Source organism: Francisella orientalis FNO12, assembly GCF_001042525.2.
Taxonomy (GTDB): domain Bacteria; phylum Pseudomonadota; class Gammaproteobacteria; order Francisellales; family Francisellaceae; genus Francisella; species Francisella orientalis.
This window is the reverse complement of the sequence record NZ_CP011921.2, coordinates 1,659,840-1,682,101: the sequence shown is the minus strand read 5'-3', so window position 1 is coordinate 1,682,101 and position 22,262 is coordinate 1,659,840. Positions and strand designations below refer to the sequence as shown.

The following is a 22,262-nucleotide window of genomic DNA, read 5'->3' as shown; positions in this document are numbered from 1 at the left end:
ATTAGTTCTCCTAGTAGCTTAGTTTTTCTTTGGTCTTTCCTCTGAAGATATAATAAGCATAGCCGGTGTATAACAACAGTAATGGAATCATAATTACAGCCGGAATGAGCGTAAACAGTAGTGTGGTATCACTAGCTTGTGCTTGACTATATGTGATGCGGTAAGGAATGATGTATGGGAATATTAGTACTAGCATACTTGCATAAGTGAAGACGAATATTGTCACAGCTGACCAATATGGTAAAACATGATTTTTAGAGTCTACTACTTTGATAAGAACTAAGAAACTAATAATGGTAAGTATAAAAAGAGCACCAAGGACTATCATTTTATAGAAGCTATCTAAAGGTAGTTTAGTATATATAGGAGTAATTGCTCCAATAAGTAACATTAATATCACAAGTACTATACTACATGATTTAGCTAGTTTTTTAGCCTTATCAAAAAACTCTCCCTCAGTCTTCAGTATAAGACGAGTTGCACCAAGTAAACTATAACCAAATACTAAAGCAATACCTGTAAGAATAGAAAAGCCTACACCATAAAAAGTACTATGCGGGAAACCTACTATTAATTCTCCAACTATGTAGCCTTGCAGAAAAGTTGCCGTCAATGAAGATATAAAGAAAAGTCTATCCCAGTTTTTGATACCTTTATGAGACTTTAGTCTAAACTCAAAGTAAATACCTCTAAAGAGTATCATAACTACCAAAAGTATTGCAGATAAATAAATCTTAGGGAATATGTAAGCAAATGCGATAGGGAATATGCCATAAAAGCACGCCAAAGCAAAAACTAGCCATGTTTGATTACCATCCCAAGTTGGTAATAATATACTCATAGCGATATCTTTTTGATGATTATCAAAAAATGGAAATAGTGATCCCATACCTAGAGCAAATCCATCTAATACAATATACAGTAGTAGAGCAAAAGCAATTATAAATAACCAAATTAATCCTAAGTCCATAATTATTCCTCCTCGCCTGTAGTCATCTCAACTGATTGAAAGTATGAGTATGGCATTCTTTCTTCACCACTAGTGCTTGGACCACCATTTATAATTCTAAATAAGTATCTAAAATAGAAGAATCCAAAGATAACGAAGTAAACAATGATTATTGCGGCTAATGAACTAAACACTTGCCAGAAGTTAATATCACTGACAGAATATTCTGTTCTTAATATGTTATATACAGTCCAAGGCTGTCTACCAAATTCAGCTGTGAACCATCCGGTAATTATAGCAACAAAACCTAGTGGAGTAGTTAACGTACAAAGTCTTAGGAACTATTTTGAAGTACGTAGTTTCTTTCTAGCTAAGAGTACAGTTCCTACCACACCCATCAGTATCATCAGTGTACCAATACCCACCATGATTCTAAAGCTATAGAATACCACGGCAACTACAGGTCTATCTTTTTCTAGAACAGATTTTAGACCTATTAGCTCGCCATCTAACTCATGAGTATTTATCAATGAAGCAAGCTTAGGAATTTCTATAGAGAATAAGTTCTTTTCTTGTGATTCGCTAGGATATGCAAAGACTACAAAAGGAGCACCTTTCTGCGTATCCCAAACGCCTTCTATAGCTGCTGTCTTGAGCGGTTGATGCTCATGTACTTCTATACCTACATCGTCTCCTACGGCAAGTTGACCTACGCTAATGATTAAAATCGAAACTATTGAAAATTTAATGCATGTCTTAGCAAAGCTATGATGTTTATCCTTGATAATGTAGTATGTACTAACACCTAGAATAACCATTAGGGTGCTTAAGTATGCGGCCGTAAGCATATGAATATATCTTGGAATCACAGAAGGATTAAAGATTACATGATACCAACTATAAATCTCAAACTTACCATTGATATAGTTAACGCTATCAGGAGTTTGTATCCAAGAATTAGCTGATAATATCCAAAAAGCTGATAATGTCACACCAGCGAATATAGTGAAGTTAGCTAGAAAATGGATATACTTGTTTATCCTGCCCCAGCCAAAAATCATAATACCTAATGTCCCAGCTTCTATAAAGAAAGCTGTAAGGACTTCATAGGTGAAGAGTGATCCAAGCACTGGACCTACTTTTTCTGCAAAGCCTGCTCAGTTAGCACCAAATTGGAACTCCATTACAATTCCTGATACAACACCCATACCAAATGTGAGGGCAAATATCTTTATCCAGAATTTTACTATAGAAAGGTATTTATCATTTTTAGTAATCAGCAATAGAGCTTCGAAGATCATCAAAAATGTTGATAATCTAATACTGAAGGCCGGAAATAAAATGTGAAAGCTCACTGTAAAAGCAAACTGTATTCTCGATAGTATTTCGACCCAGTACATAGAAAAAATCTCTATTTTTTGTTGTTATTAAAACTAACCTGTTAAAATATGGCTAGTAACTTTTATTATGATTTTCAGCAAGGAGGCTACTATAATTAGAATTTCACAATAGTTCGTTATTCTCAAGTAAGCATAATCTAGATTAAGAAATTGTAATGTTACTTAGCCAGATTATAAATATAATACTAAGTATAAATTGAGACATTAGGAGCTCTTATGAAAATATTAGTAGCAGGTGGATCTGGGTTTATAGGTAGAGAGCTATCAAAACAATTAAGTTCCAAATATAGATTGACTCTACTTACTAGATCACAAAAGTCTAAGATTGGATATTATGATGACTTAGTAACTTGGTCTGAGCTTGATGAGATCAAGATATCTAAATTTGATATTGTTATAAATCTATGTGGTTATAATATTGGTCAGAAGGGTTGGAGTAATTCAGTTAAAAATAAAATTGTATCCAGTCGTATAGAGCCAACTACCAAGTTGGTTAGATTAATAGGTAATAAAAATATTTGGCTAATTAATGCTAGTGCAATTGGATATTATAATTTCTCTGATATACCACAAGATGAAGATAAGCATGATAGAAAGTTTGATAACTTAACTTTTGGTCAACAGGTTGTTGATAGTTGGGAGAAATGCTTGATAGAGTCTCAGCTAGTTAGATATATAATCATGCGCTTTGGAGTTGTTATTGGAAATGGAGGTGTTCTTGAAAAAATGATTATGCCTGCTAAATTTGGTTTTTTGACAATGTTTGGTAAAGGACATAATTATATGACTTTGATAAGTGTTCATGACTTATCAAGAGCAGTTGAATTTATTATAGATAATAAGCTGGATAAAAAAGAAATATATAATTTGACATTGCCCGAAGCTTGCCAACATAGACATTTAATAGAGCTCCTAGGTAAGTATTTAGCTAAAAAACATATAATTAAGATTCTAAGTACAATAATTAAACTAATGTTTGGTCAGATGGGTGAAGAGCTTTTATTATTTAGTCAGAACATAAAACCAACTAAATTACATCGTGAAGGTTTTGAATTTGATGATCCTGAGATATCAAAGGCTCTAGAAAGATATATTTAATCCTCTTGTTTATGCTCAATAGGGATTTTTACCGTAACAGTTATACCTTTCCCATCGATATTATTTTGTGCAAATATCTTACCATCATGGAGTCTTACGATTTCAGAAACTATTGCTAATCCAAGTCCGCTTCCTTCTTCGCCTGTACCTGTTTCTCGATAGAATCTATCAAAAATCCGTTCAATATTTTCAGGAGGCACGCCTATACCATTGTCTTTAATTTCAACGACAATGTTATCATCTTTTTGGAAAGAATGTATTTCAACAAGTCCACCATCAGGAGTGTATTTAATAGCATTAGATATTAAATTTTTAAACATTATTCCTAATAGGTATTCATTACTATAACAATATAGTTGTTCATGTGAAGGATAGAAGACAATTTCTATATTTTTTTCGATAGCCTTAATGGCGTTGTCAGCGATGAATGTCTCAAGAACAGTGTTTATCATAAGTTTTTTACCAAATGTAATTTGTTCATTTGGCTGGATTCTACTTAATGTTAATAACTGGTCAATAATATGAGAGTATCTATTTGTTGAGCTTTTTATCCTCTCTAGCTTTTGCTTGATTTCATTTATATCATCAGAAGCAAGTGCTATTTCTACCAATGTTTTTACTCCTGCAATAGGAGTTTTAAGCTCATGTGCAGCATCTCCTGAGAAACGTTTTTCTCGTTCTAAAGTTGCGTGGAATTTTTCTATTAATGAGTTAATTTGTTCAACGATAGATTTTATCTCAAAAGGTATAATATCTTTATTAAGCTTTTCATTTTTGCGAGGATTAATTTTTGCAACGCGCTTGTTTATCCTTTCTAATGGATCGAGAGCTGTTTTTAGTATATAGTAAATAAATCCAATAAGAATTATATAAATCGATGCTAGAAGTATTGCAAATTTAAAGATAATTTGACGAGAAAGTTTATCTTTATCCGCATTATTTACAAACACTGTTATTACATCACTACTGTCAGTTCTTAGTGTATAAGTATACCAATGTTTTTGAGCACCATCGTTATCAGTATAAATCCACTCAAACCCTGTTGTAGATGTAATACCATTATAGTTTTTATGAAATGATGGTAGATTTGACGTTTTTAAAAGTAACTTCTTATGCTTTCTGTCATAAACAATAAAGCCAACGCTTTCATTATAGTTTTTAATATTTAAAAATGAAGACGATATTTTATTAACGATCATATCTGTAGTATTTTCGTCATCTTCTAAAGGATATATTTTTAGGACAGTTTCAATAACTTGAGCAGCTGTCTTGAGTTGATAATTAAAAAGAGAGTTATTCTGATGCTTAACTTGATAAAAGCTAAAAATAGATATAGCAAGCATAAAGATCGCAAAGAAACTGGCGAAAGAAACCACAAGAAAACTTAATATGGAGCTTTCTTTCTTATTCTTAAAAAACATGCTCATCACAAATTTAAATATTTAGTAAAAATAATTATAATCAATTTTGAATTTTATTATTAGTTTTATAATTGTTATAATCAAATATTATCATAAATAATATTGATGTAGTTTTGTTGGATAGCATGAATAAAGTAGTTGAGCCTTTTTATACAAAGTATTATGAAGCAGCTACTCTATATTTCTATACTCTAGAGGATTTGAAGTTTGACTTAGTTATCACATGTCCTCACGCAGAGTTAGGTAAAGATTTTATTGATTTAGATTTTCCTGCTATTGGACAACTTGTCAAGCTTAGTAAAGAAGAGTTAGACGAATTTTTAGCAATAGAATGTGACTTTGGTACCCATGATCTTGCTCAAGCGATAGCGCAGAGATTGTATAGTGAGTATGGGCTATATACACTTATTGCGGAACCTTCTTTTCCTCGCTCTATACTTGATGCTGGAAGACTATATCCAAACTGTATAAGAAATATTATAGATTATGATCAGCATATTGAGCTGAAACAAGAGCTGATGAAGCTATTTGATAAGTATATGCAGAAATTATGTCATATAGTAGCTGTTGCCAAGACCTATAATGCAGTTGCAATAGATTTACATACGATGTCTAGTTATTCGCCAAATGTAGTACAAGAAAGGTGTTAAGAAGCTGTTATAGAAACTCCAGAGATATTAAAAAGATATATAGAGCTATATAAAAATGCTCACAAAGAGGGTGAAAAAAGAGTTACAGAACTCTTTACGGGAGATGCTCTCAATGGGGTATTTGCCTCCAAAGACTTGATTGAATTTCTATCTCATGAATTAAAGCAAATTGGTATTGATATAGAGTATGACAAGCCGTATATATTAGCTGAGCATTTGGTGGCACATTATCTCGTGTGTGAGCTTGAGGCAGTTTGTATCGATATACCAAAAGATCTACTGTCTAAAACAACAACTGCTAATGAGCATTATGATATAGCTAATTTAGAAGTAGATCGGGATAAATTAGCATCGATGGCGGACGCATTTGCTAAAGCTGTAGCATATAAGCGGCAGAAACAACTAATAGGAGCTTAAAATATGGTAATAAAAAAGACAAATACTGTCTCTGAGAGAATATGGGGTAAAAAGCTATTCATATACCTAATACTACAGATATATATGGAGCAGATTTAGTAAGTTCATTTGTAAATAAATATGTTACACGTACATTATGTTTGCTTGCGAAAGATCACAAGATTATCCTACCTAAAAAGACACAGAGTGAAGTTGAGAAAATTGTTAGTTATTTTAATAATATTGGTCTTACATATATAACTATGGATAACTTTATATTTTTAGATAAGTTGATGGAGCATTATAGATTATCTACTATAGTTATGAGCTATGCTGATCAGATTCCTGAGTTTAGTGATTCTGAATATACGCATATTGTGCCATTTACAGCTGCTACTGCAATCGAATTGATCGGAATTAAGCACAATAAAAACTATGGATTATCAGAAGCATTATCACAGTTTTTGAATGACAAATCATTTCTTAGACAAATGTTACATGATAAGGGTATATTAGTTCCTAGTGTGAATATTGTATCTACTATTAGTGATGATGATTATGTGAAAAGAGCGTTAGAAATATATCGTGATTATTAAAATAAAGGTATCTATGAATGTGCCGTGATTATGCCTCGAGCTTGTTCTGGATACGGTATCCATAGATTTGAAAGTGAGAAAGAATTAAGAGATATTCTAAAGCTTGTGCATAGAGTAGAGGTATTTATGATCGATCCGTGGCTTGATAATTTAGGTTCTCCTGCATTCCAAGTGAGTCTTGCGGACAAAAAAGAGGATGATGTTTGTCTTGGGTTAAGTGACCAAATGCTTGATGGTCAGACACATCTAGGTAACAAATATAAGTCAAAGTTTAGTGAAGAACCAGCTGTTATAGATCTTTGTGATCAGATGACAGAAATTCTTCGTGATATGGGTGCTAGAGGGGTGGTAGGTTGATCTTCTTATTCGTGAAATCAATGGTCAAATAGTTCCTTATGTATTAGAAGTTAATGCTAGACAAACAGGTGCTATATATGCCGGCTTCTTGGCTTATGAGTTACGCAATGGTGAGCATAAGCCTTGGGTTGGACATAATAATGTACTTGTCCCTAAGGGCTCTACTATAGATGATTATTATCAGTATCTTAAAGATAATGGTATTGACTATACATATGGTGACAGTGAAGGAGTAATTATAACTTGTATTAGCAATCTTGATTTAAATAACAAAGTTATTATTTTGGTGCTTGCTGATACTGATGAACGTCTTAATGAGATTCTTAACATAGAAACATCTTTTGAATAAATATCTTTATTATCTCTATATCTTATTTATAATCTTAACTATCCTTTACAAAATTTGGTGAGAGCTTTGAATAAAATACCAATAGGGGTTAGCAGCTGTTTAGTAGGCAATAGTGTTCGATATAATGGCGGTAATTGTCATAAATCATATATTACTGGCATTGCTGAGTATTTTGATTATAATATAGTATGTCCTGAGGTAGCTGCTGGTTTAGGTGTTCCAAGACCTACTTTGTTTTTAGTTGAAGATACTCAGAAAAGTATTTTATCCGTAAAAACTAATAAGACTAATAATGATGTTACAGATAAAATACAGAAAGCTGTCGATATGCTTATATCAAAGCTTGATAATGTTTATGGCTTTATCTTGAAGGCAAAATCCCCAAGTTGTGGAGTTGAGACAGCACGAGTTTTTGATGAAAATCATGGTTATACAGGCATAAAAGCAGATGGTCTTTTTGTTAGGGCATTGAGAGAGTATGATCCTCTTTTGCCGATTGAAGATGATGGTAAGTTAACAGATAAAACATTACGAGATCACTTCTTGCGTAAGGTATTTTGTTACCATAGTCTTAAAACAGAATTTATGGCCTGTTCTAATATTACTCAAATAATGGAATACCATTCCAAGCATAAAGTGTTATTGCGCATGCATAATAATAAGGTCAAGAAAGAACTTGGTAATATGCTCTCAGAAGCAGGCAATAAAATTAATATTGGGACTATTAAACATAGGTATATAGAACTTTTTATGCAAGCAATAGCTAAGCCAGCTAAAAGAGGGTCCCACTATATGGCGCTTCAGAATGTTCTTAGAGAAATAAATAAAAAAATTTCAAAGGCGCAAAGACAGTATTTACAGGAGTTACTTAATAAATATCGTGATTGTAAGATTTCTTGGGAAGTACCTGTTAGTGTAATAAGAATGTATCTAATAGAGTTAGATATACCCTATCTAGAGAAGCAGAGCTACTTAAATCCATATCCAGAAAATTTAAATTATATAGAAGATTAAAGAGTTATTATGTATTAGTGATTAAGATCAGCATCTATTTCTTTGGGAATAACCATAGTAATTGGAAGACAAACTAATAAAAATACTATTACCATATCAAGAGCATTTTGATAACTTGCAATTGTATATATTGAAGTCGAGTCTCCAATAAGTGTCCCAAAATGAGTAAGTATATATCCTACTAATGGTAGTAATATGATAGGGATGAAATTATTTATCATGTTCACACCTGCTGTTGCAGATCCTGTAGTTCCCTTTGGAGATATTATCTTAGCTATACCAAATGTAACTGCTTGAGGTCCAGCTGCAGCACCAAGTAAGAAGTATAACAGAGTGAATACTGATAAATTCATAGGGATATACAGAATGATAGCTAAAATAACAGCAAGAGATACTATGCTCAGAATTAGCATACGACGATATCTATTTGTTAGCGAAGCTACAATTGCTGCTATTGTGAAGCCTACCGCAGCACCAATAAATAATATACCATTAATATGAGACGCAGTTTCTTGGTCAAGACCAAATTTAGCTTGAATTAGACCAACTCCCCACAGAGAGCCTAGTACATTAATTGGTATAAATAATACTGCTCCAATTATGCTTACTGACCAAAATTTTGTATTGCAGAAGATTTTAAAAACCTTAGTGATAGTTTCTTTAAAGTTAGCTTCGCTCAAGTGAGTAAATTTCTGAACATGTTTTGGATTATCACGAATAAATAGAACTATTAGAAGTAGTATTCCAACACCAATATATGTAAATACAGAATTACCTTCTTTCCATCCTAACACAGATACTAAGCTAGATAACATTGTATCAGTAACTAAACCACCTAAGATACCAACAACTGTAGCAAATCCTATAAATGTTGAAAAAAGTCTTTCTGGTAGCCACATTGCAGCCATTTTAGCAGCGCCAATAAATCCAAAAGCAGAGCCTATGCCCATAAATATTCTACCAATGTAAGCAATTTCATAATCATTTGTGGTAGAAAATAAGTAGTTACCAAGAACACAGGATGTTGTAGCAATACTAATTACTACCTTACGATTATACTTGTCTAAAAGCACACCAGCAGGAATTTGCATTATCGTATAAGATATGAAGTATGCTGAAGATAACATCCCAAGTTGTGTATGACTAATACCAAAATCACGAATTAAGTCATCTCCCATTACACCGGGAGCTGCTCTAATAAAGAAGTCGTAACTATAATTAAGAGTCGCAATTAAACATATTACCCATGCTAAAGTAGCCAATAGTTTGGTTTGAGGGAGGTGGCTTTTGCTCATTTCGGAAGTTTTATAAACTTGAACATAATTTTTAGTCTATCAAAAAAAATATAAATTTACTAATAACAAAAGATGTTATTAAGAAATTATTCTGAAAGATCGTCGATGATTTTTTGTTGTTCAGAGTCGGTTTTTACAGCAATAGATTTATCACTAGCTATATACATATATACCACAGGAAGTACAAATAGAGAGAAAATTGCTCCTATTACCAGTCCACTAGAAATAACTACACCTATACAGTTTCTACTAATAGCACCGGCACCTGATGATGTTACTAATGGGATGACACCCTCAACCATTGCTGATACTGTCATCAAAATAGGTCTTAGACGTTGTGATGATGATGTTACAATAGCATCATACTTATTCATACGTTCATGCTTTTGTAAATGATTGGCGAACTCAACAACCATAATACCTTGTTTTGATATTAGACCAATCAATGTTACAAGCCCTAGTTGGGTATATATATTTAGTGATGCCCATCCAGCACCCATATACTGACCAACATATAAAGGTATTAGTGCACCAGATATAGCCATTGGTATAGTAACTAAGATTACTAGAGAATCTCTAAAGCTCTCAAATTGAGCAGATAATGCTAAGAAAATAAGTACAATTGCAAATGCAAAAGCTACCATCATAGTATTACCGTTCTCAATATACTGACGAGCAGAGCCAGAGAAGTTGAATGAAAATCCTTCAGGTAACTCACTTCTAACCACACTTTTAACATAGTCAATAGCTTGACCTTGGGTTACTCCTGGAGCCATAACTGCTGAAATTGTTGATGCATTAAGCTGCTGGAATGTATTTAAGGTGAGAGGTTGTCCTTCAGTTTTAAAAGATACTAGTGCAGATAAAGGAAGCTCGGAATAAAACAAATCACTAGCTTCATCTGAACGGATATATATGTTGCCTAATTGCTCTTGAGTTAACATCTCATTACGAGCTAATTGAGGGATTACTTGGAAGCTATATCCTTTCAGGAAGAAATAGTTGATATATCCTCCAGCATAAGAGTAACCTAATGTTTTGGCAATATTAGACATAGTAATGCCTAATATACCAGCTTTTTCACGATCAATACTAATATCAACAACAGGGTTGTCAAATTTAAGATTACTTTGAGCGAATACAAATAATCCGCTTTTCATCATCTTATCTATTACTTTATTAGTAATTTCATCAATAGCTTCATAATCATTAACACTTTGAATAACTAAAGATAGCGGAGCACCTCTAGGTATTCCTGGAAGAGCAGGTGTTTGATATGTATAAGGTTGAATGCCTGGTAACCCTGTAACTTTTTCTTGAGCAATATTAGCAGCCTTTTGTTGAGATATTTCTCTTTTATCCCATGGTTGCATAATAAAGCCACCAAAGATTACATTTGAGCCTATTACACCATTAAGAATAAAAGTGTCTTGCTTGCCTGGAACTTCATCTAGTATGCTAGCTAATTTTGTACCAAAAGTTTCTAGATAATTGATATTTGCAGAAGATGGTGCTTGTCCCATAATTCCTAAGAAGCCCATATCTTCATTGGGAGCTAGTTCGGATTTAATGCCCTTGCCCATTATAAAACAGCTTGCTAGCACAATAAGCCCTACAATAGCTATTGCTGGTTTGATATCCAAGACAAACTCTAAGGTTGCTTTATATTTTGCAGTTAGTGCTGTAAAAAGTTTATCAATGAATTTAACTAGTTTTGTGCTCATCATTTCTCTATTTAGAATTTTAGAGCATAGCATTGGCGAGAGTGTATATGCAACTATACCAGATATTACAACTGCACCAGCAAGAGAGTAAGCAAACTCGGTAAATAGTTGTCCTGTGAATCCACCCATCATACCGATTGGAGCATATACTACAACTAGGGTTAGAGTCATTAATATAACTGGGTTGGCTATCTCTCTAGCGCCCTTGATAGAAGCTGCAAAAGGCTCCATTCCTTCTTCAATATGTCTATAAATATTCTCGAGTACTACAATAGCATCATCAACTACAAGACCGATTGCAAGAATCATGGAAAGAAGGGTTAGAAGATTAATTGAGAAGCCCATAAGCGACATCAAAAAGAATGATCCAATAATTGAAAGAGGAATTGCAACAACAGGAACTATAATTGCTCTAAACGATCCTAAGAATAAAAACATTACTACAGATACAATTATTATAGCTTCGAATAATGTATGTAGAACCTCTTCAATGGAAACTTTAATATATGTAGTACTGTTGTATGCAATATTAACATCTAGACCATTTGGTAAAGCAGCTTTAATATTTGGTAGCTCTTCAACTAGTCTATCGACGACATCTAGAGGATTTTCTTCTGGAGATACAACTGCTCCGGCAAGGACAGCATTCTTTCCATCAAAGTATACTGAAGAGTTGTAGTCTTGAGCTCCAAGCCCAACTTTAGCAACATCTTTAAGTCGCACTATTTGCTTATCACTCTTTTTGACAATTAAGTTTCTATACTCTTGAGCTGTAGACATACTTGTTTCAGGATTAAGTGTATAGTTTAAGTAAGGTCCTTGTATTTGACCGCCAGCTGAAACTAAGCTATTTGAACCTACTGCGGTAGCTAATTCTGTTGGAGTGATTCCATATTCTGCCATGCGAGTTTTATTTGGATATATACGCATTGCATAGGGCTTATTACCCCAAACATCAACAGATGAAAGACCTCCTTGAGCTAATAGTTTAGGTGTAAGCTCAGAGTTTATATATGCAGATATTTCGGATGTATTCATTGTCTTACTGGTAAAAGCTAGAATCAATGAAGGGAAGTTATCTGCAGGATTTAATTTAATAGCAGGAGAATAAGCATCTTGAGGGAGTTGGTTAAGTACAGAGTTTACGTTCTGGACTACTTCTGAGAGTACATCGTTAGTATTTTGGCCAAGTTTTACATATACAGTAATTGTACTTGTCCCTAGTGCTGATGATGATGTCATGTAATCAATACCTTTGGAGGAGCCTACTGCTGCCTCTATAGGTCTAGTTACAAAAGCTTGGATTGTAGCAGGGTTTGCACCTGGATAGGCTGTTGTAACTGTAATAGTAGCACTATCTATGTATGGATATTGTCTAATTTGTAATTGAAAAAATGAACCAACTCCTACAACAATAATCATAAAGCTTATTGAAAGAGATAGAACAGGTCTTCTAATAAAGAGATCAATTAAACGCATTATTGGATTCCCTGATTATATATATTGTTGTCAATCTTTACACTATTGTCCAGTATTGCATCCATTCCTTTATGCACTTTATTTTGTCCTGATGTGATAATGGTAGTACCAGGCTCTAAGCCTTTGACTAGTGCTAAGTTATTTCTAGTTTCTAAGACTTCAACATTAGCTTGCCCTACTTTATATAGTGTTTTGTCAGTATCAACGGTTTTCATACCACCATCAGCTGTAGATGTATAAGATGCCATAACAGGCTTACCATCTTTCATTACAGGTTCAAGTGTGAATACTGACTGACCGTAAAGGCTATATGAAACCGCATTTCTAGGGATTACAATAGAGTTTTTCTTAACAGGTAGACTAACATGGACAGTTAAAAACATTCCTGGGACGATTTTGTGGTGTGAGTTTTGGTATGTTGCCTGAACGGTTATGGATCTATTTGAATCATTAATAAAAGAGTTTATAGCTGTTATTTTCGCAGTAAATGTTTCTCCTGGATATGAGTCAGAATAGAAGTTAATTTCTTGACCAACGCTAATCATACTAACTTTGTTTTGTGGTACAGGGAATGTAATAAATATAGGATCAATTTTGGTAAGTGTAGCAGCATTATCGCCGTTGTTGAAATATTGTCCTAAACTTATATTTCTAATACCTATTTTACCATCAAATGGAGCTCTAATTTCTTTAAAACCAATTTGTGATTCTATATTTTGAACCTGTGCTAATTTAGAAAGGTAATCAGCATTAGCTTTATCAGCAGATTCTTTTGAAGTTGCTCTTTGTTCAACAAGTTTGTTATAGCGATCTTTAGTTATTTTAGCAAGTTTAAGGTTTGATAGTGCTTCTTCTAGACTAGCTTTTAGTTGACTAGTATCTAATTTGAATAAAAGATCATCTTCTTTAACCTCTTGTCCACTTTTGAAATTGATCTCACTTACAATACCGCCAGATTGAGAAGAAATCTCGGTGGATTGGATAGCTTGTGCTTCACCAATAGTGTTTATGACTTGTTTCCAGTCGGTCTTTTCTACAACAGAAGATGTTACAGCTACAGGTCGAGGTACATATGAAGCCATACCTTTCTTTATCATGCTTTGAATAAATTCAGCAAAACCAAAAATAGCTCCAAAAAGGATTAATGTCACTACTACAACTGCTGTTGAAGCAGTACGTTTATTTTTGAGTAAAGAGAGTTTTGTTTTAATATAGTTAATTTGAAAAATAAAGTAGACAATTGCTAGCGATATTCCAAGTTTACCGAGTATGAGCCAAGCTACAACAATGGTTGCCAGTGCAAAAATTGAGTAGTTTTTATTACTTGAATTAATTTTCTCTTTAAGGTCTAAAAAAGTTTTTTTAAAATCCACCGTTATATCCCACTATTTTTTAAATATTCTTACAAATAAACTGACACAATTTATGACTAATAAGCAAATTAAAAATATCAAACTATATACAGCCAAACTAACACCAGAGATCTCTTCAGCAATGCTAGTACAGCTACTGACAGTTCCTGTTAATGATTTTGTAGCATCAATTAGGAAAGGGTTGCTAATAGCACCACAGCTTGTAGGATCATCTGATATTGTTGAGGAGAAATACTGTAAATAAGCTTGATCGGCAGCGATATAGCAACCTATAATAATAATCAAGATAATTGCTGTTTGTACTATTGTGCTGAATCCTTTTGAACTATTTTTGATCAGCCCTAGAATGCTAAATATCATTGTGCAAAGTACACATAGTTGCTGTATCAGGCACATAGGGCATGGTTTCCATCCTAAGCCAATAATTGTGAACACCACTGCGGCTAACGCAATAAAACAAATAACAGTGTTAAATAAAAAAATGTGTCTAAATATAAATCTCATTATTAAACTTTTTAAATTCAAAGAAATTTTTGTAATTGTATCATAGATTTAATTGCTTTTTTATAATATCCATATAAAGGGTCTCAATGGTGTTTGCTAGATTTTCTTTTGGTACTGTTGTTATTAATGTCTTGATATTTATTGTATTTATAATATTTAGAGCACTTTTAAGTTGTTTGATAGTTGCATGAGAAAATCTTGAATTATCTATTTCTGAATATTTTTTGAAAATGTTTATCGTGTTTTGTTGTAGTTTCTTATCTTTTAGCAAATTTGCTCTTTTTATTAATTTAAGAGCGGTTTCTGCGTTCATTTTCGTAGATTCAAGAATTTTTTTGTGTTTACAGTGGCAACTAGAAGTTTGAATTGCTTATTTGTTAATAATAATTCTAGTTTTAAGTTGCTTATCGTATCATCTTCTAGATTTAACAAACATAGGCATATTTTTTCTTCATTTGATGAATTTAGATATATTTTATTTCTAAAGAAATTCTCATCTGAGATTGCATTTAAAGATTTTTTGATATTTGGGAATATTATTTGTAATGATTCAAGCTCATCTAATGTCTCAAAAAAATTTTTGGATTTCTAAGTGCTTTGATAAACTCTATATGCAAGCGCTCCTTAGTTAGGTAGTTTAGTTCTCCTGATTTAATAATGGATTTAATTATGTTTATTGTTTCATCAGCAATTGAAAAATTAAAAGCACTAAGCTGGACTTTGAAGCGGGTTAATCTAACTACACGTAAAGGATCTTCAATAAAGGCTTCTGATGTGTGTCGAAGTATTCTGTTTTTAATGTCATCTTGACCATTAAAAGGGTCGATTATGTTATTGTTTTTATCTATTTCCATAGAGTTGATGGTCAAGTCTCTACGTTTTAAATCCTCTTCTAAGGTGATATCGTTTGAAAAATTAACTTCAAAGCCATGATAGCCGTTAGCTATTTTTTTTCTGATCTAGCTAATGCATACTCTTCTCTAGTTTCTGGGTGTAGAAAGACTGGAAAACTAGATGGTACTTTTGTGAAGCCAGCTTTGGTCATTTGGCTTTCTGTAGCACCGACTACTACCCAATCTCTGTCTTTTGGCGTTATGCTAAGTAGTATGTCTCTAATAGCCCCGCCTACTAGATAAAATTCTATAGCTTGAAAAACATCTTTTTTGATTGCTTTATGTTAACAGAAAAAAGTGTATAATTATCTGTTATTCGCATTGGTTTTTTTAATAGCTTTTTATATATCTATGGCAAATATGATTGACAAAATTGATCTTAAATCTCAAGGTTCGGGCAATTTAAGTGGTGAAATGACAAATAAAGAAAGAGCGGGCACTCTTTATAAAAGGTTGTTACTTCAAGTTAAGCACTTATGGTATTTTCTAGTTATCGCGGCAATAGGAAGCATATTTTTTTCAGCTGCTGATGCTTCTATGATATATCTTATTAATCCGATACTGAATTATGGTTTTGGACCAGGAGGGGATATTACTAAGCAAAGTGCTAGTATACTTATGCTTATGGGTGTTGGTATGGTAGGGCTTTTGACCTTGAGATCAATAGGGTCATTTTTGTCACAATACTTTATAGGATCCTTAGGGCAAAAGGTAGTTTATAAGTTCAGAAAAGACATCTATAAAAGATTTATGAACTTACCTGCTAGTTTCTTTGATAAACACTCTTCGGGCCAGATTATCTCAAGACTTTTATATAATGTTGATCAAGTTACCGAAGCTACATCAACAGCTATTATCACGGTTGTTCAAGATGGTACTTTTGTTATAGGCTTGATAATAGTGATGGTGGTTTCAAGTTGGCAATTGTCATTATTCTTGATAATTATAGGGCCCTTTCTAGGCTTGTTTATTTCTATAATAAATAAGAGGTTTAGATCTTTGAGTAGAAATACTCAATCATCAATGGGCAATGTAACTCATACTGCAGAAGAAACGATAAGAAACTATAAAGAGATTAGAATCTTTGGTGCACAACAGAAGCAACAAAATAAGTTTTTTAAAAATCTTGATTATACTTATTCTCAGCAGATTAGAACAATTGCGTTAGATGCTCTTACATCTCCGGTTATACAGATTATTGCCTCACTAGTTCTTGCTTTTTCATTATTCACAATAGCAATCTTTGGAACAAATGAGGGTGGTGGATCATCTTGGTTAACTGCAGGCTCTTTTGCATCATTCTTTGCAGCAGCAGCAGCTATTCTAAAACCTATTAAGAATCTTACTAAGGTTAATGTGGTTATTCAAAAAGCAGTGGCGGCTACAGAAGATATATTCTATATCTTAGATTACCCAGCAGAGAAAGAAACAGGCAAGAAAGAGCTTGAGAAAGTCCGTGGTAAGGTAACGATTAAAGATGTTAGCTTCGCATTTGGAGATCATAAGGTTCTTAATGGAGTAAGTACAGAGATTGAGGCTGGAGAAACAGTTGCTTTTGTCGGTAAGTCAGGAAGTGGTAAGACAACGCTTACTAGCATTATCTCAAGGTTTTATATCCAGCAAAAAGGTCAAATATTATTAGATAATGTTGATATAAGAGATTTGACTTTAGAAAACTTAAGATCGCATCTATCTATGGTTTCACAAAATGTTCATTTGTTCGATGATACAGTATTTAATAATATAGCATTTGGACTTTCAAGAGATGTTTCTGAAGATGAAGTTGTAGATGCTCTCAAAAGAGCAAATGCTTATGAGTTTGTTGAAGAGCTTTCAGATGGTATTCATACCAATATTGGTAATAATGGTTCTAAATTGTCAGGCGGTCAACGTCAGAGATTATCAATTGCTAGAGCGTTATTGAAGAATGCTCCAGTACTGATATTTGATGAGGCAACAAGTGCGCTTGATAATGAGTCTGAAAGAGTGGTTCAACAAGCATTAGAAAGCTTGACTAAATCTTGTACTACTATAGTTATTGCGCATAGATTAAGCACTGTAGAGAATGCTTATAAAATTGTAGTAATGGATGATGGCAAAATAGTTGAAAGTGGTAAGCATGAGGAGCTGCTGGCAAAAGGTGGACTTTATACTAGGCTATATCAATCCGGACTTCAGTAATACTAATGATAGATAACATTTGGTATAAGCCTCAGCCAGGGATACTCAGTTATATTCTAAGCCCTATTGCTTTTGTTTTCTCAAAAATTGCTCATAATCGTAAAATCAAGTTGCAGAATAATCAATATAAGTCAAAAATTCCTGTAATTATAGTGGGTAATATTTCCGTTGGTGGAACAGGTAAAACACCGGTAGTTAGGATGTTTGCTAATCAATACTTAGAGCAAGGTAAGAAACTCGTTATAATCAGTCGTGGCTATGGTGCAAAGGCAGAAAAATATCCTTTTGAGGTAGGCTTAAAGACACCTGCAAGTGTATGTGGTGATGAGCCGGTGATGTTATTTGATGCATTAGGTGGTAAAGTACCAATAGTAATATCTCCACACAGGGTTGATTCTGTTAAATATATTGAAAAGAATTATCCTGATACCGATGTTATTATATCTGATGATGGTTTGCAGCATTATAAACTAGCTAGAACTAAAGAGGTTGTGGTAGTAGATTCAACGAGGATGTTTGGTAATCAGATGTGTTTGCCAGCTGGACCTCTACGTGAGCCAGTCGATAGATTAAAATCTGTAGATCAGATAATTGCTATAGGTAATCTCGATGACCAAAACTATGGTGAGTTGCTAGAGTATAACTCTAATATTGTCAAAGCTAAAATCAAGGCGACAAAATTTGTAAATCTTGTAACAAGACAAAACATACCCATAGATAGTTTCTATGGTAAATCAATAGATGCTGTTGCAGGTATTGGAAACCCTGATAAGTTTTTTAGTTCGTTGGATGAGCTTGGGGTGAATATCTATCATGAGCATATCTTCAGAGATCATCATAAATATATGGCTAAGGATTTTGAACATTTTGATCCTAAACAGATAGTTATTATGACTTATAAGGATGCGATTAAATGTAAAAATTTTGCCAAGAGTAATTGGTGGTATCTTGATATAGCCTTAGAGCTTTGTTGACCATTGATTAAATTGAAAATTTACCACTAGAATTGGAATCTAGAGTGTGAATCAGTTTGATATAATAAAGCATATATATTACTATTAACTTGATAAAAAAGTAGCTACAAAATCTATGAAAAAAATTGTTTTAGTTGATGGGTCATCATATCTTTTTAGGGCATATCATGCTTTACCAAACCTTACTAATAGTCAAGGCGATCCAGCAGGGGCCATTATAGGTGTGATTAACATGCTTAAGAAATTGCCCGCTATGTATGATACCGAGTATGTTGCAGTAGTCTTTGATCCTAAGGGTAAGAACTTTCGTCATGAGATGTATCCTGAATATAAAGCAAATCGTAAAGTAATGGATGATGAGCTAAGGGTGCAAATACAACCATTACATCAAATTATCGAGAATATGGGATTTCCATTGATAATAAAAGATGGTGTTGAAGCAGATGATGTGATAGGGACATTGGCAAGAGATCTTGAAAAGCAAGGTTATGATGTCATCATATCTACTGGCGATAAAGATATGGCACAGTTAGTTACGGATAGCGTGGTTCTTTATGATTCTATGAAAAACGTAACTACTGATATCGCTGGATTATTTGAAAAATATCAAATTAGACCAGATCAAATTATAGATTATTTAGCCTTGATGGGAGATTCTTCAGATAATATTCCAGGGATACCTAAGGTTGGACCTAAGACTGCAATTAAGTGGTTACAAGAGTATCAAGACATTGGAGGTATAATTGCTAATCAGGATAAAATAACAGGAAAGGTAGGTGAAAACTTACGCAATAATATTGAATTACTTAAATTATCTTATGAACTAGCGACTATAAAGTGTGATGTGGAACTTAATCTATCTATAGAAGACTTAAGGTGTAAAAATGCAAATAAAGAATACTTATATGAGGTGTTCACGCGTTATGAATTTAAATCTTTACTCAAAGATTTAAATATTCAATCTTCAGTAAAATTAACAAAACCGCAATCTGATAATATAGAAATTGACTATAAGATAGTTACAACACTAGAACAACTTAAAGACTTAGTTAGAGAGTTAGAATATAGCAGTAGTTTTGCTTTTGATACAGAGACAGATTCACTGAATACTTATGAAGCTAGTCTTGTTGGTTTATCATTTTGTGCAAAAGAGGGTCGAGCTTATTATATTCCTTTGCAGCATAGATACCTTGGAGTTCCACAGCAATTAGAACTAGAGATTGTTTTAGATAGTTTAAAAGCCATTTTCGTAGATTCTCAAAAGTCTAAAGTTGCCCACAATTTTAAATTTGATGAAAAAGTTTTGTCAAAATATGGAGTTAAGATAGTTAATCAAGTTAATGATACTATGATTATGGCATATGTGCTAAAAAGTAGTGGTAAACATGATATGGATAGCTTATCAAAAGAGCATTTAGGTATTGAGCCAATCGCATATACGACATTAGCTGGAACTGGTCGTAATCAGTTGACATTAGATCAAATAGATATAGAAAAAGTGGCTAAATATGCTGCTGAAGATGCTGATATTACATTTAGACTTTATAATCATTTCTTGAAAATGCTAAAAGATAATGAAGTCTTATATAGTCTATATTCTAAGGTTGAAATGCCATTGACTATTATTCTTAATAATATGGAAAAAATTGGTGTTAAGATAGATGCTGATAAACTTATAGAGCAGAGTGCTAATCTTGAAGACTCTATCAAAGAGCTTGAGATTAAGTGTTATGATCTTGCTGGTCAAGAATTCAATTTATCTTCTCCAGTGCAGTTAAGAGAGATTTTGTTTGAAAAAATGGGTCTTCCGCCTGTCAAAAAGACAGCTAAAGGTCAAGCTTCAACATCTGAAGAAGTTCTAGTTCAGCTAGCAGAAGAGTATGAAATAGCGGCCTTAATAATGAAGTATCGTCATTTATCAAAGCTAAAAAATACTTATACAGATAAATTACCGAAAATGCTTGATGTGAATGACCGAGTTCATACTTCGTACAACCAGACAGGAACTGTAACCGGTAGATTGTCTTCATCAGATCCAAATTTACAAAATATTCCTATTAAAAGTCCCGAGGGGCGTATGATAAGACAGGCATTTATCGCAGAACAAGAATTTTGTGTAGTTGCTGCAGATTACTCTCAGATTGAATTAAGAATTATGGCGCATTTGTCAAAAGATAAAAATCTTTTGAAAGCTTTAAATCAAGGTTTAGATATTCATAGTGCTACTGCGGCTGAGGTTTTAGGAATAAGTCTTGATATAGTTACTGGTGAACAAAGAAGAAGAGCTAAAGCAATAAACTTTGGACTTATTTATGGAATGAGTGCTTTTGGATTGGCTAAACAATTAGAAATACCACGAGGAGAAGCTCAGGAGTATATTGATGTTTATTTCAATCGCTATCCAAGTGTAAAAGAGTATATGACAACAGCCAAAGAGTTTGTAAAGCAAAATGGTTATGTTGAAACTATTTTAGGTAGAAGATTATACCTACCAGATATTAGCTCTAAAAATGTAATCCAAAGAAATGCTGCTGAAAGAGCCGCAATCAATGCTCCAATGCAAGGTACGGCTGCAGATATCATCAAAAAAGCTATGATAGATGTTAACACAATGATTTCGGAAGAGTATAATGATGATATAAAAATGGTTATGCAAGTTCATGATGAGTTGGTGTTTGAAGTTAGAAAAGCCAAGCTTAATGAAATAACTACAAAAATAAAAAGTATAATGGAGACATCTGTAAAACTAGATGTTCTTCTAGAGGTAAATGCCGATTCTGGTGAGAGTTGGGATCAAGCACATTAGGTAATAGTTAATTATAGGGTGTTTTATGTTGCTAGTAATGGATGTGGGAAATTCTCACATACACATTGGTGTTTTTGAGGGTGAGAATATAATTTCTCAGATTAGATATGCAACTTCATCAGTAGATTCGACGTCAGATCAGATTGGTGTATTTCTTAGACAAGCATTAAGAGAGAACTCAGTTGATTTAAGTAAGATCAAAGGATGTGCGATATCTTCAGTAGTTCCTCATTTGAATTATTCTTTAGGCTCTGCTGCTATAAAATATTTTGGTATGAAGCCATTTTTTATTAGTATGGAAACAACGGATCTTGATATGACAGCTGTTGAGGCTAATCAAGTTGGAGCTGATAGAATAGCTAGTTGTATCGGAGCTATAGCAGATTATCCGAATAAAAACTTACTAATCATTGACTTAGGTACGGCTACAACATTTGATCTGGTGACTAAAGATAAGAAGTATCTGAGTGGCTCAATTATGCCGGGGGTTAAACTTTCTTTAAATGCTTTGTGCCAAGGAGCTTCACAGTTATCGTCAATAACTATTATCAAACCAGATGTTGCCATAGGTTATGATACGAAAACTAATATTCGTTCAGGCTTATATTATGGTCATTTAGGAGCTTTAAGAGAGCTTAAAACTAGAAGTTTAAAAGAATTTAGAGCTCCTGTTTATACTATAGCAACAGGTGGATTTGTAGGATTGTTTAAAGATGAAGGAATTTTTGATGAGATATCCCCGGATTTAATTCTACGAGGGATTAGAATTGCATTCTTAGAGAATAACAAAAAAGGTGTTTAGT

At 33.3% G+C, this 22,262-nt stretch carries 12 protein-coding genes and 4 pseudogenes; 8 read left to right on the top strand and 8 right to left on the bottom strand.

Annotated elements, in window-relative coordinates:
* Positions 1–10: 10 nt before the first annotated feature.
* Together FNO12_RS08630 and FNO12_RS08625 are read right to left on the bottom strand one after the other, a co-directional pair.
* Entirely contained in the window at positions 11–970 is a 960-nt protein-coding gene (locus FNO12_RS08630) for a cytochrome d ubiquinol oxidase subunit II (protein ID WP_014714644.1), read from the bottom strand.
* A 2-nt stretch (positions 971–972) separates the two neighbouring features.
* A pseudogene (locus FNO12_RS08625) lies at positions 973–2,349 on the bottom strand (cytochrome ubiquinol oxidase subunit I).
* 216 nt (positions 2,350–2,565) lie between these two features.
* On the opposite strand from FNO12_RS08625, the gene FNO12_RS08615 reads away from it, so the two are divergent.
* A complete protein-coding gene (locus FNO12_RS08615; protein WP_014714645.1) occupies positions 2,566–3,447 on the top strand; it encodes a DUF1731 domain-containing protein in 882 nt (293 codons plus the stop codon).
* Here FNO12_RS08615 and FNO12_RS08610 read toward each other — a convergent pair.
* Positions 3,444–4,868, bottom strand: a complete 1,425-nt coding sequence (locus FNO12_RS08610; RefSeq protein ID WP_014714646.1) for a sensor histidine kinase — start codon at positions 4,866–4,868, stop codon at positions 3,444–3,446. The genes FNO12_RS08615 and FNO12_RS08610 overlap by 4 nt on opposite strands.
* A gap of 113 nt (positions 4,869–4,981) precedes the next feature.
* Between FNO12_RS08610 and FNO12_RS08605 the strand changes: the two are divergent.
* The 3 genes and pseudogenes from FNO12_RS08605 to FNO12_RS08590 all read left to right on the top strand — a co-directional run bounded on the left by FNO12_RS08605 (position 4,982) and on the right by FNO12_RS08590 (position 8,230).
* Positions 4,982–5,935, top strand: a pseudogene (locus tag FNO12_RS08605) (hypothetical protein).
* 3 nt (positions 5,936–5,938) lie between these two features.
* Positions 5,939–7,216 (top strand): annotated as a pseudogene (locus FNO12_RS08595) (ATP-grasp domain-containing protein).
* A gap of 57 nt (positions 7,217–7,273) precedes the next feature.
* Positions 7,274–8,230 carry a YbgA family protein gene (locus tag FNO12_RS08590; protein ID WP_014714652.1) on the top strand — a complete coding sequence of 319 codons (957 nt, stop codon included), beginning with the start codon at positions 7,274–7,276 and terminating at the stop codon, positions 8,228–8,230.
* 14 nt (positions 8,231–8,244) lie between these two features.
* Here the strand turns inward: FNO12_RS08590 and FNO12_RS08585 are convergent, their stop codons facing one another.
* The 5 genes and pseudogenes from FNO12_RS08585 to FNO12_RS11635 all read right to left on the bottom strand — a co-directional run bounded on the left by FNO12_RS08585 (position 8,245) and on the right by FNO12_RS11635 (position 15,749).
* On the bottom strand, positions 8,245–9,525 hold the full coding sequence (locus FNO12_RS08585) for an MFS transporter (protein WP_030005771.1): 1,281 nt from the start codon (positions 9,523–9,525) through the stop codon (positions 8,245–8,247).
* 86 nt (positions 9,526–9,611) lie between these two features.
* Positions 9,612–12,728, bottom strand: coding sequence for an efflux RND transporter permease subunit (locus tag FNO12_RS08580; protein WP_030005770.1), 3,117 nt, complete (start codon positions 12,726–12,728; stop codon positions 9,612–9,614).
* The gene (locus tag FNO12_RS08575) at positions 12,728–14,101 is read right to left on the bottom strand and encodes an efflux RND transporter periplasmic adaptor subunit (protein WP_014714655.1); all 1,374 of its coding nucleotides are present in this window, start codon (positions 14,099–14,101) and stop codon (positions 12,728–12,730) included. The genes FNO12_RS08580 and FNO12_RS08575 overlap by 1 nt, the downstream gene beginning before the upstream one ends.
* 12 nt (positions 14,102–14,113) lie before the next feature.
* Positions 14,114–14,605, bottom strand: coding sequence for a disulfide bond formation protein B (locus FNO12_RS08570; protein ID WP_030005769.1), 492 nt, complete (start codon positions 14,603–14,605; stop codon positions 14,114–14,116).
* Positions 14,606–14,645: 40 nt separating this feature from the next.
* Positions 14,646–15,749, bottom strand: a pseudogene (locus tag FNO12_RS11635) (CCA tRNA nucleotidyltransferase).
* 100 nt (positions 15,750–15,849) lie between these two features.
* Between FNO12_RS11635 and msbA the strand changes: the two are divergent.
* The 4 genes from msbA to FNO12_RS08545 all read left to right on the top strand — a co-directional run bounded on the left by msbA (position 15,850) and on the right by FNO12_RS08545 (position 22,261).
* A complete protein-coding gene (gene msbA, locus FNO12_RS08560) occupies positions 15,850–17,679 on the top strand; it encodes a lipid A export permease/ATP-binding protein MsbA (protein WP_014714657.1) in 1,830 nt (609 codons plus the stop codon).
* A gap of 5 nt (positions 17,680–17,684) precedes the next feature.
* Positions 17,685–18,653, top strand: coding sequence for a tetraacyldisaccharide 4'-kinase (lpxK, locus tag FNO12_RS08555; protein ID WP_014714658.1), 969 nt, complete (start codon positions 17,685–17,687; stop codon positions 18,651–18,653).
* Positions 18,654–18,768: 115 nt separating this feature from the next.
* On the top strand, positions 18,769–21,459 hold the full coding sequence (gene polA / locus FNO12_RS08550) for a DNA polymerase I (RefSeq protein ID WP_014714659.1): 2,691 nt from the start codon (positions 18,769–18,771) through the stop codon (positions 21,457–21,459).
* Between the two features lie 25 nt (positions 21,460–21,484).
* Positions 21,485–22,261, top strand: a complete 777-nt coding sequence (locus FNO12_RS08545) for a type III pantothenate kinase (RefSeq protein WP_014714660.1) — start codon at positions 21,485–21,487, stop codon at positions 22,259–22,261.
* Position 22,262 lies beyond the last annotated feature (1 nt).

Excerpts from the sequence above, each read along its gene's own strand:
- polA (WP_014714659.1), top strand. The coding sequence starts at position 18,769 with ATGAAAAAAATTGTTTTAGTTGATGGGTCATCATATCTTTTTAGGGCA.
- FNO12_RS08570 (WP_030005769.1), bottom strand. The coding sequence starts at position 14,605 with ATGAGATTTATATTTAGACACATTTTTTTATTTAACACTGTTATTTGT.
- FNO12_RS08545 (WP_014714660.1), top strand. The coding sequence starts at position 21,485 with ATGTTGCTAGTAATGGATGTGGGAAATTCTCACATACACATTGGTGTT.
- lpxK (WP_014714658.1), top strand. The coding sequence starts at position 17,685 with ATGATAGATAACATTTGGTATAAGCCTCAGCCAGGGATACTCAGTTAT.
- FNO12_RS08630 (WP_014714644.1), bottom strand. The coding sequence starts at position 970 with ATGGACTTAGGATTAATTTGGTTATTTATAATTGCTTTTGCTCTACTA.
- msbA (WP_014714657.1), top strand. The coding sequence starts at position 15,850 with ATGGCAAATATGATTGACAAAATTGATCTTAAATCTCAAGGTTCGGGC.
- FNO12_RS08585 (WP_030005771.1), bottom strand. The coding sequence starts at position 9,525 with ATGAGCAAAAGCCACCTCCCTCAAACCAAACTATTGGCTACTTTAGCA.
- FNO12_RS08610 (WP_014714646.1), bottom strand. The coding sequence starts at position 4,868 with ATGTTTTTTAAGAATAAGAAAGAAAGCTCCATATTAAGTTTTCTTGTG.
- FNO12_RS08615 (WP_014714645.1), top strand. The coding sequence starts at position 2,566 with ATGAAAATATTAGTAGCAGGTGGATCTGGGTTTATAGGTAGAGAGCTA.
- FNO12_RS08580 (WP_030005770.1), bottom strand. The coding sequence starts at position 12,728 with ATGCGTTTAATTGATCTCTTTATTAGAAGACCTGTTCTATCTCTTTCA.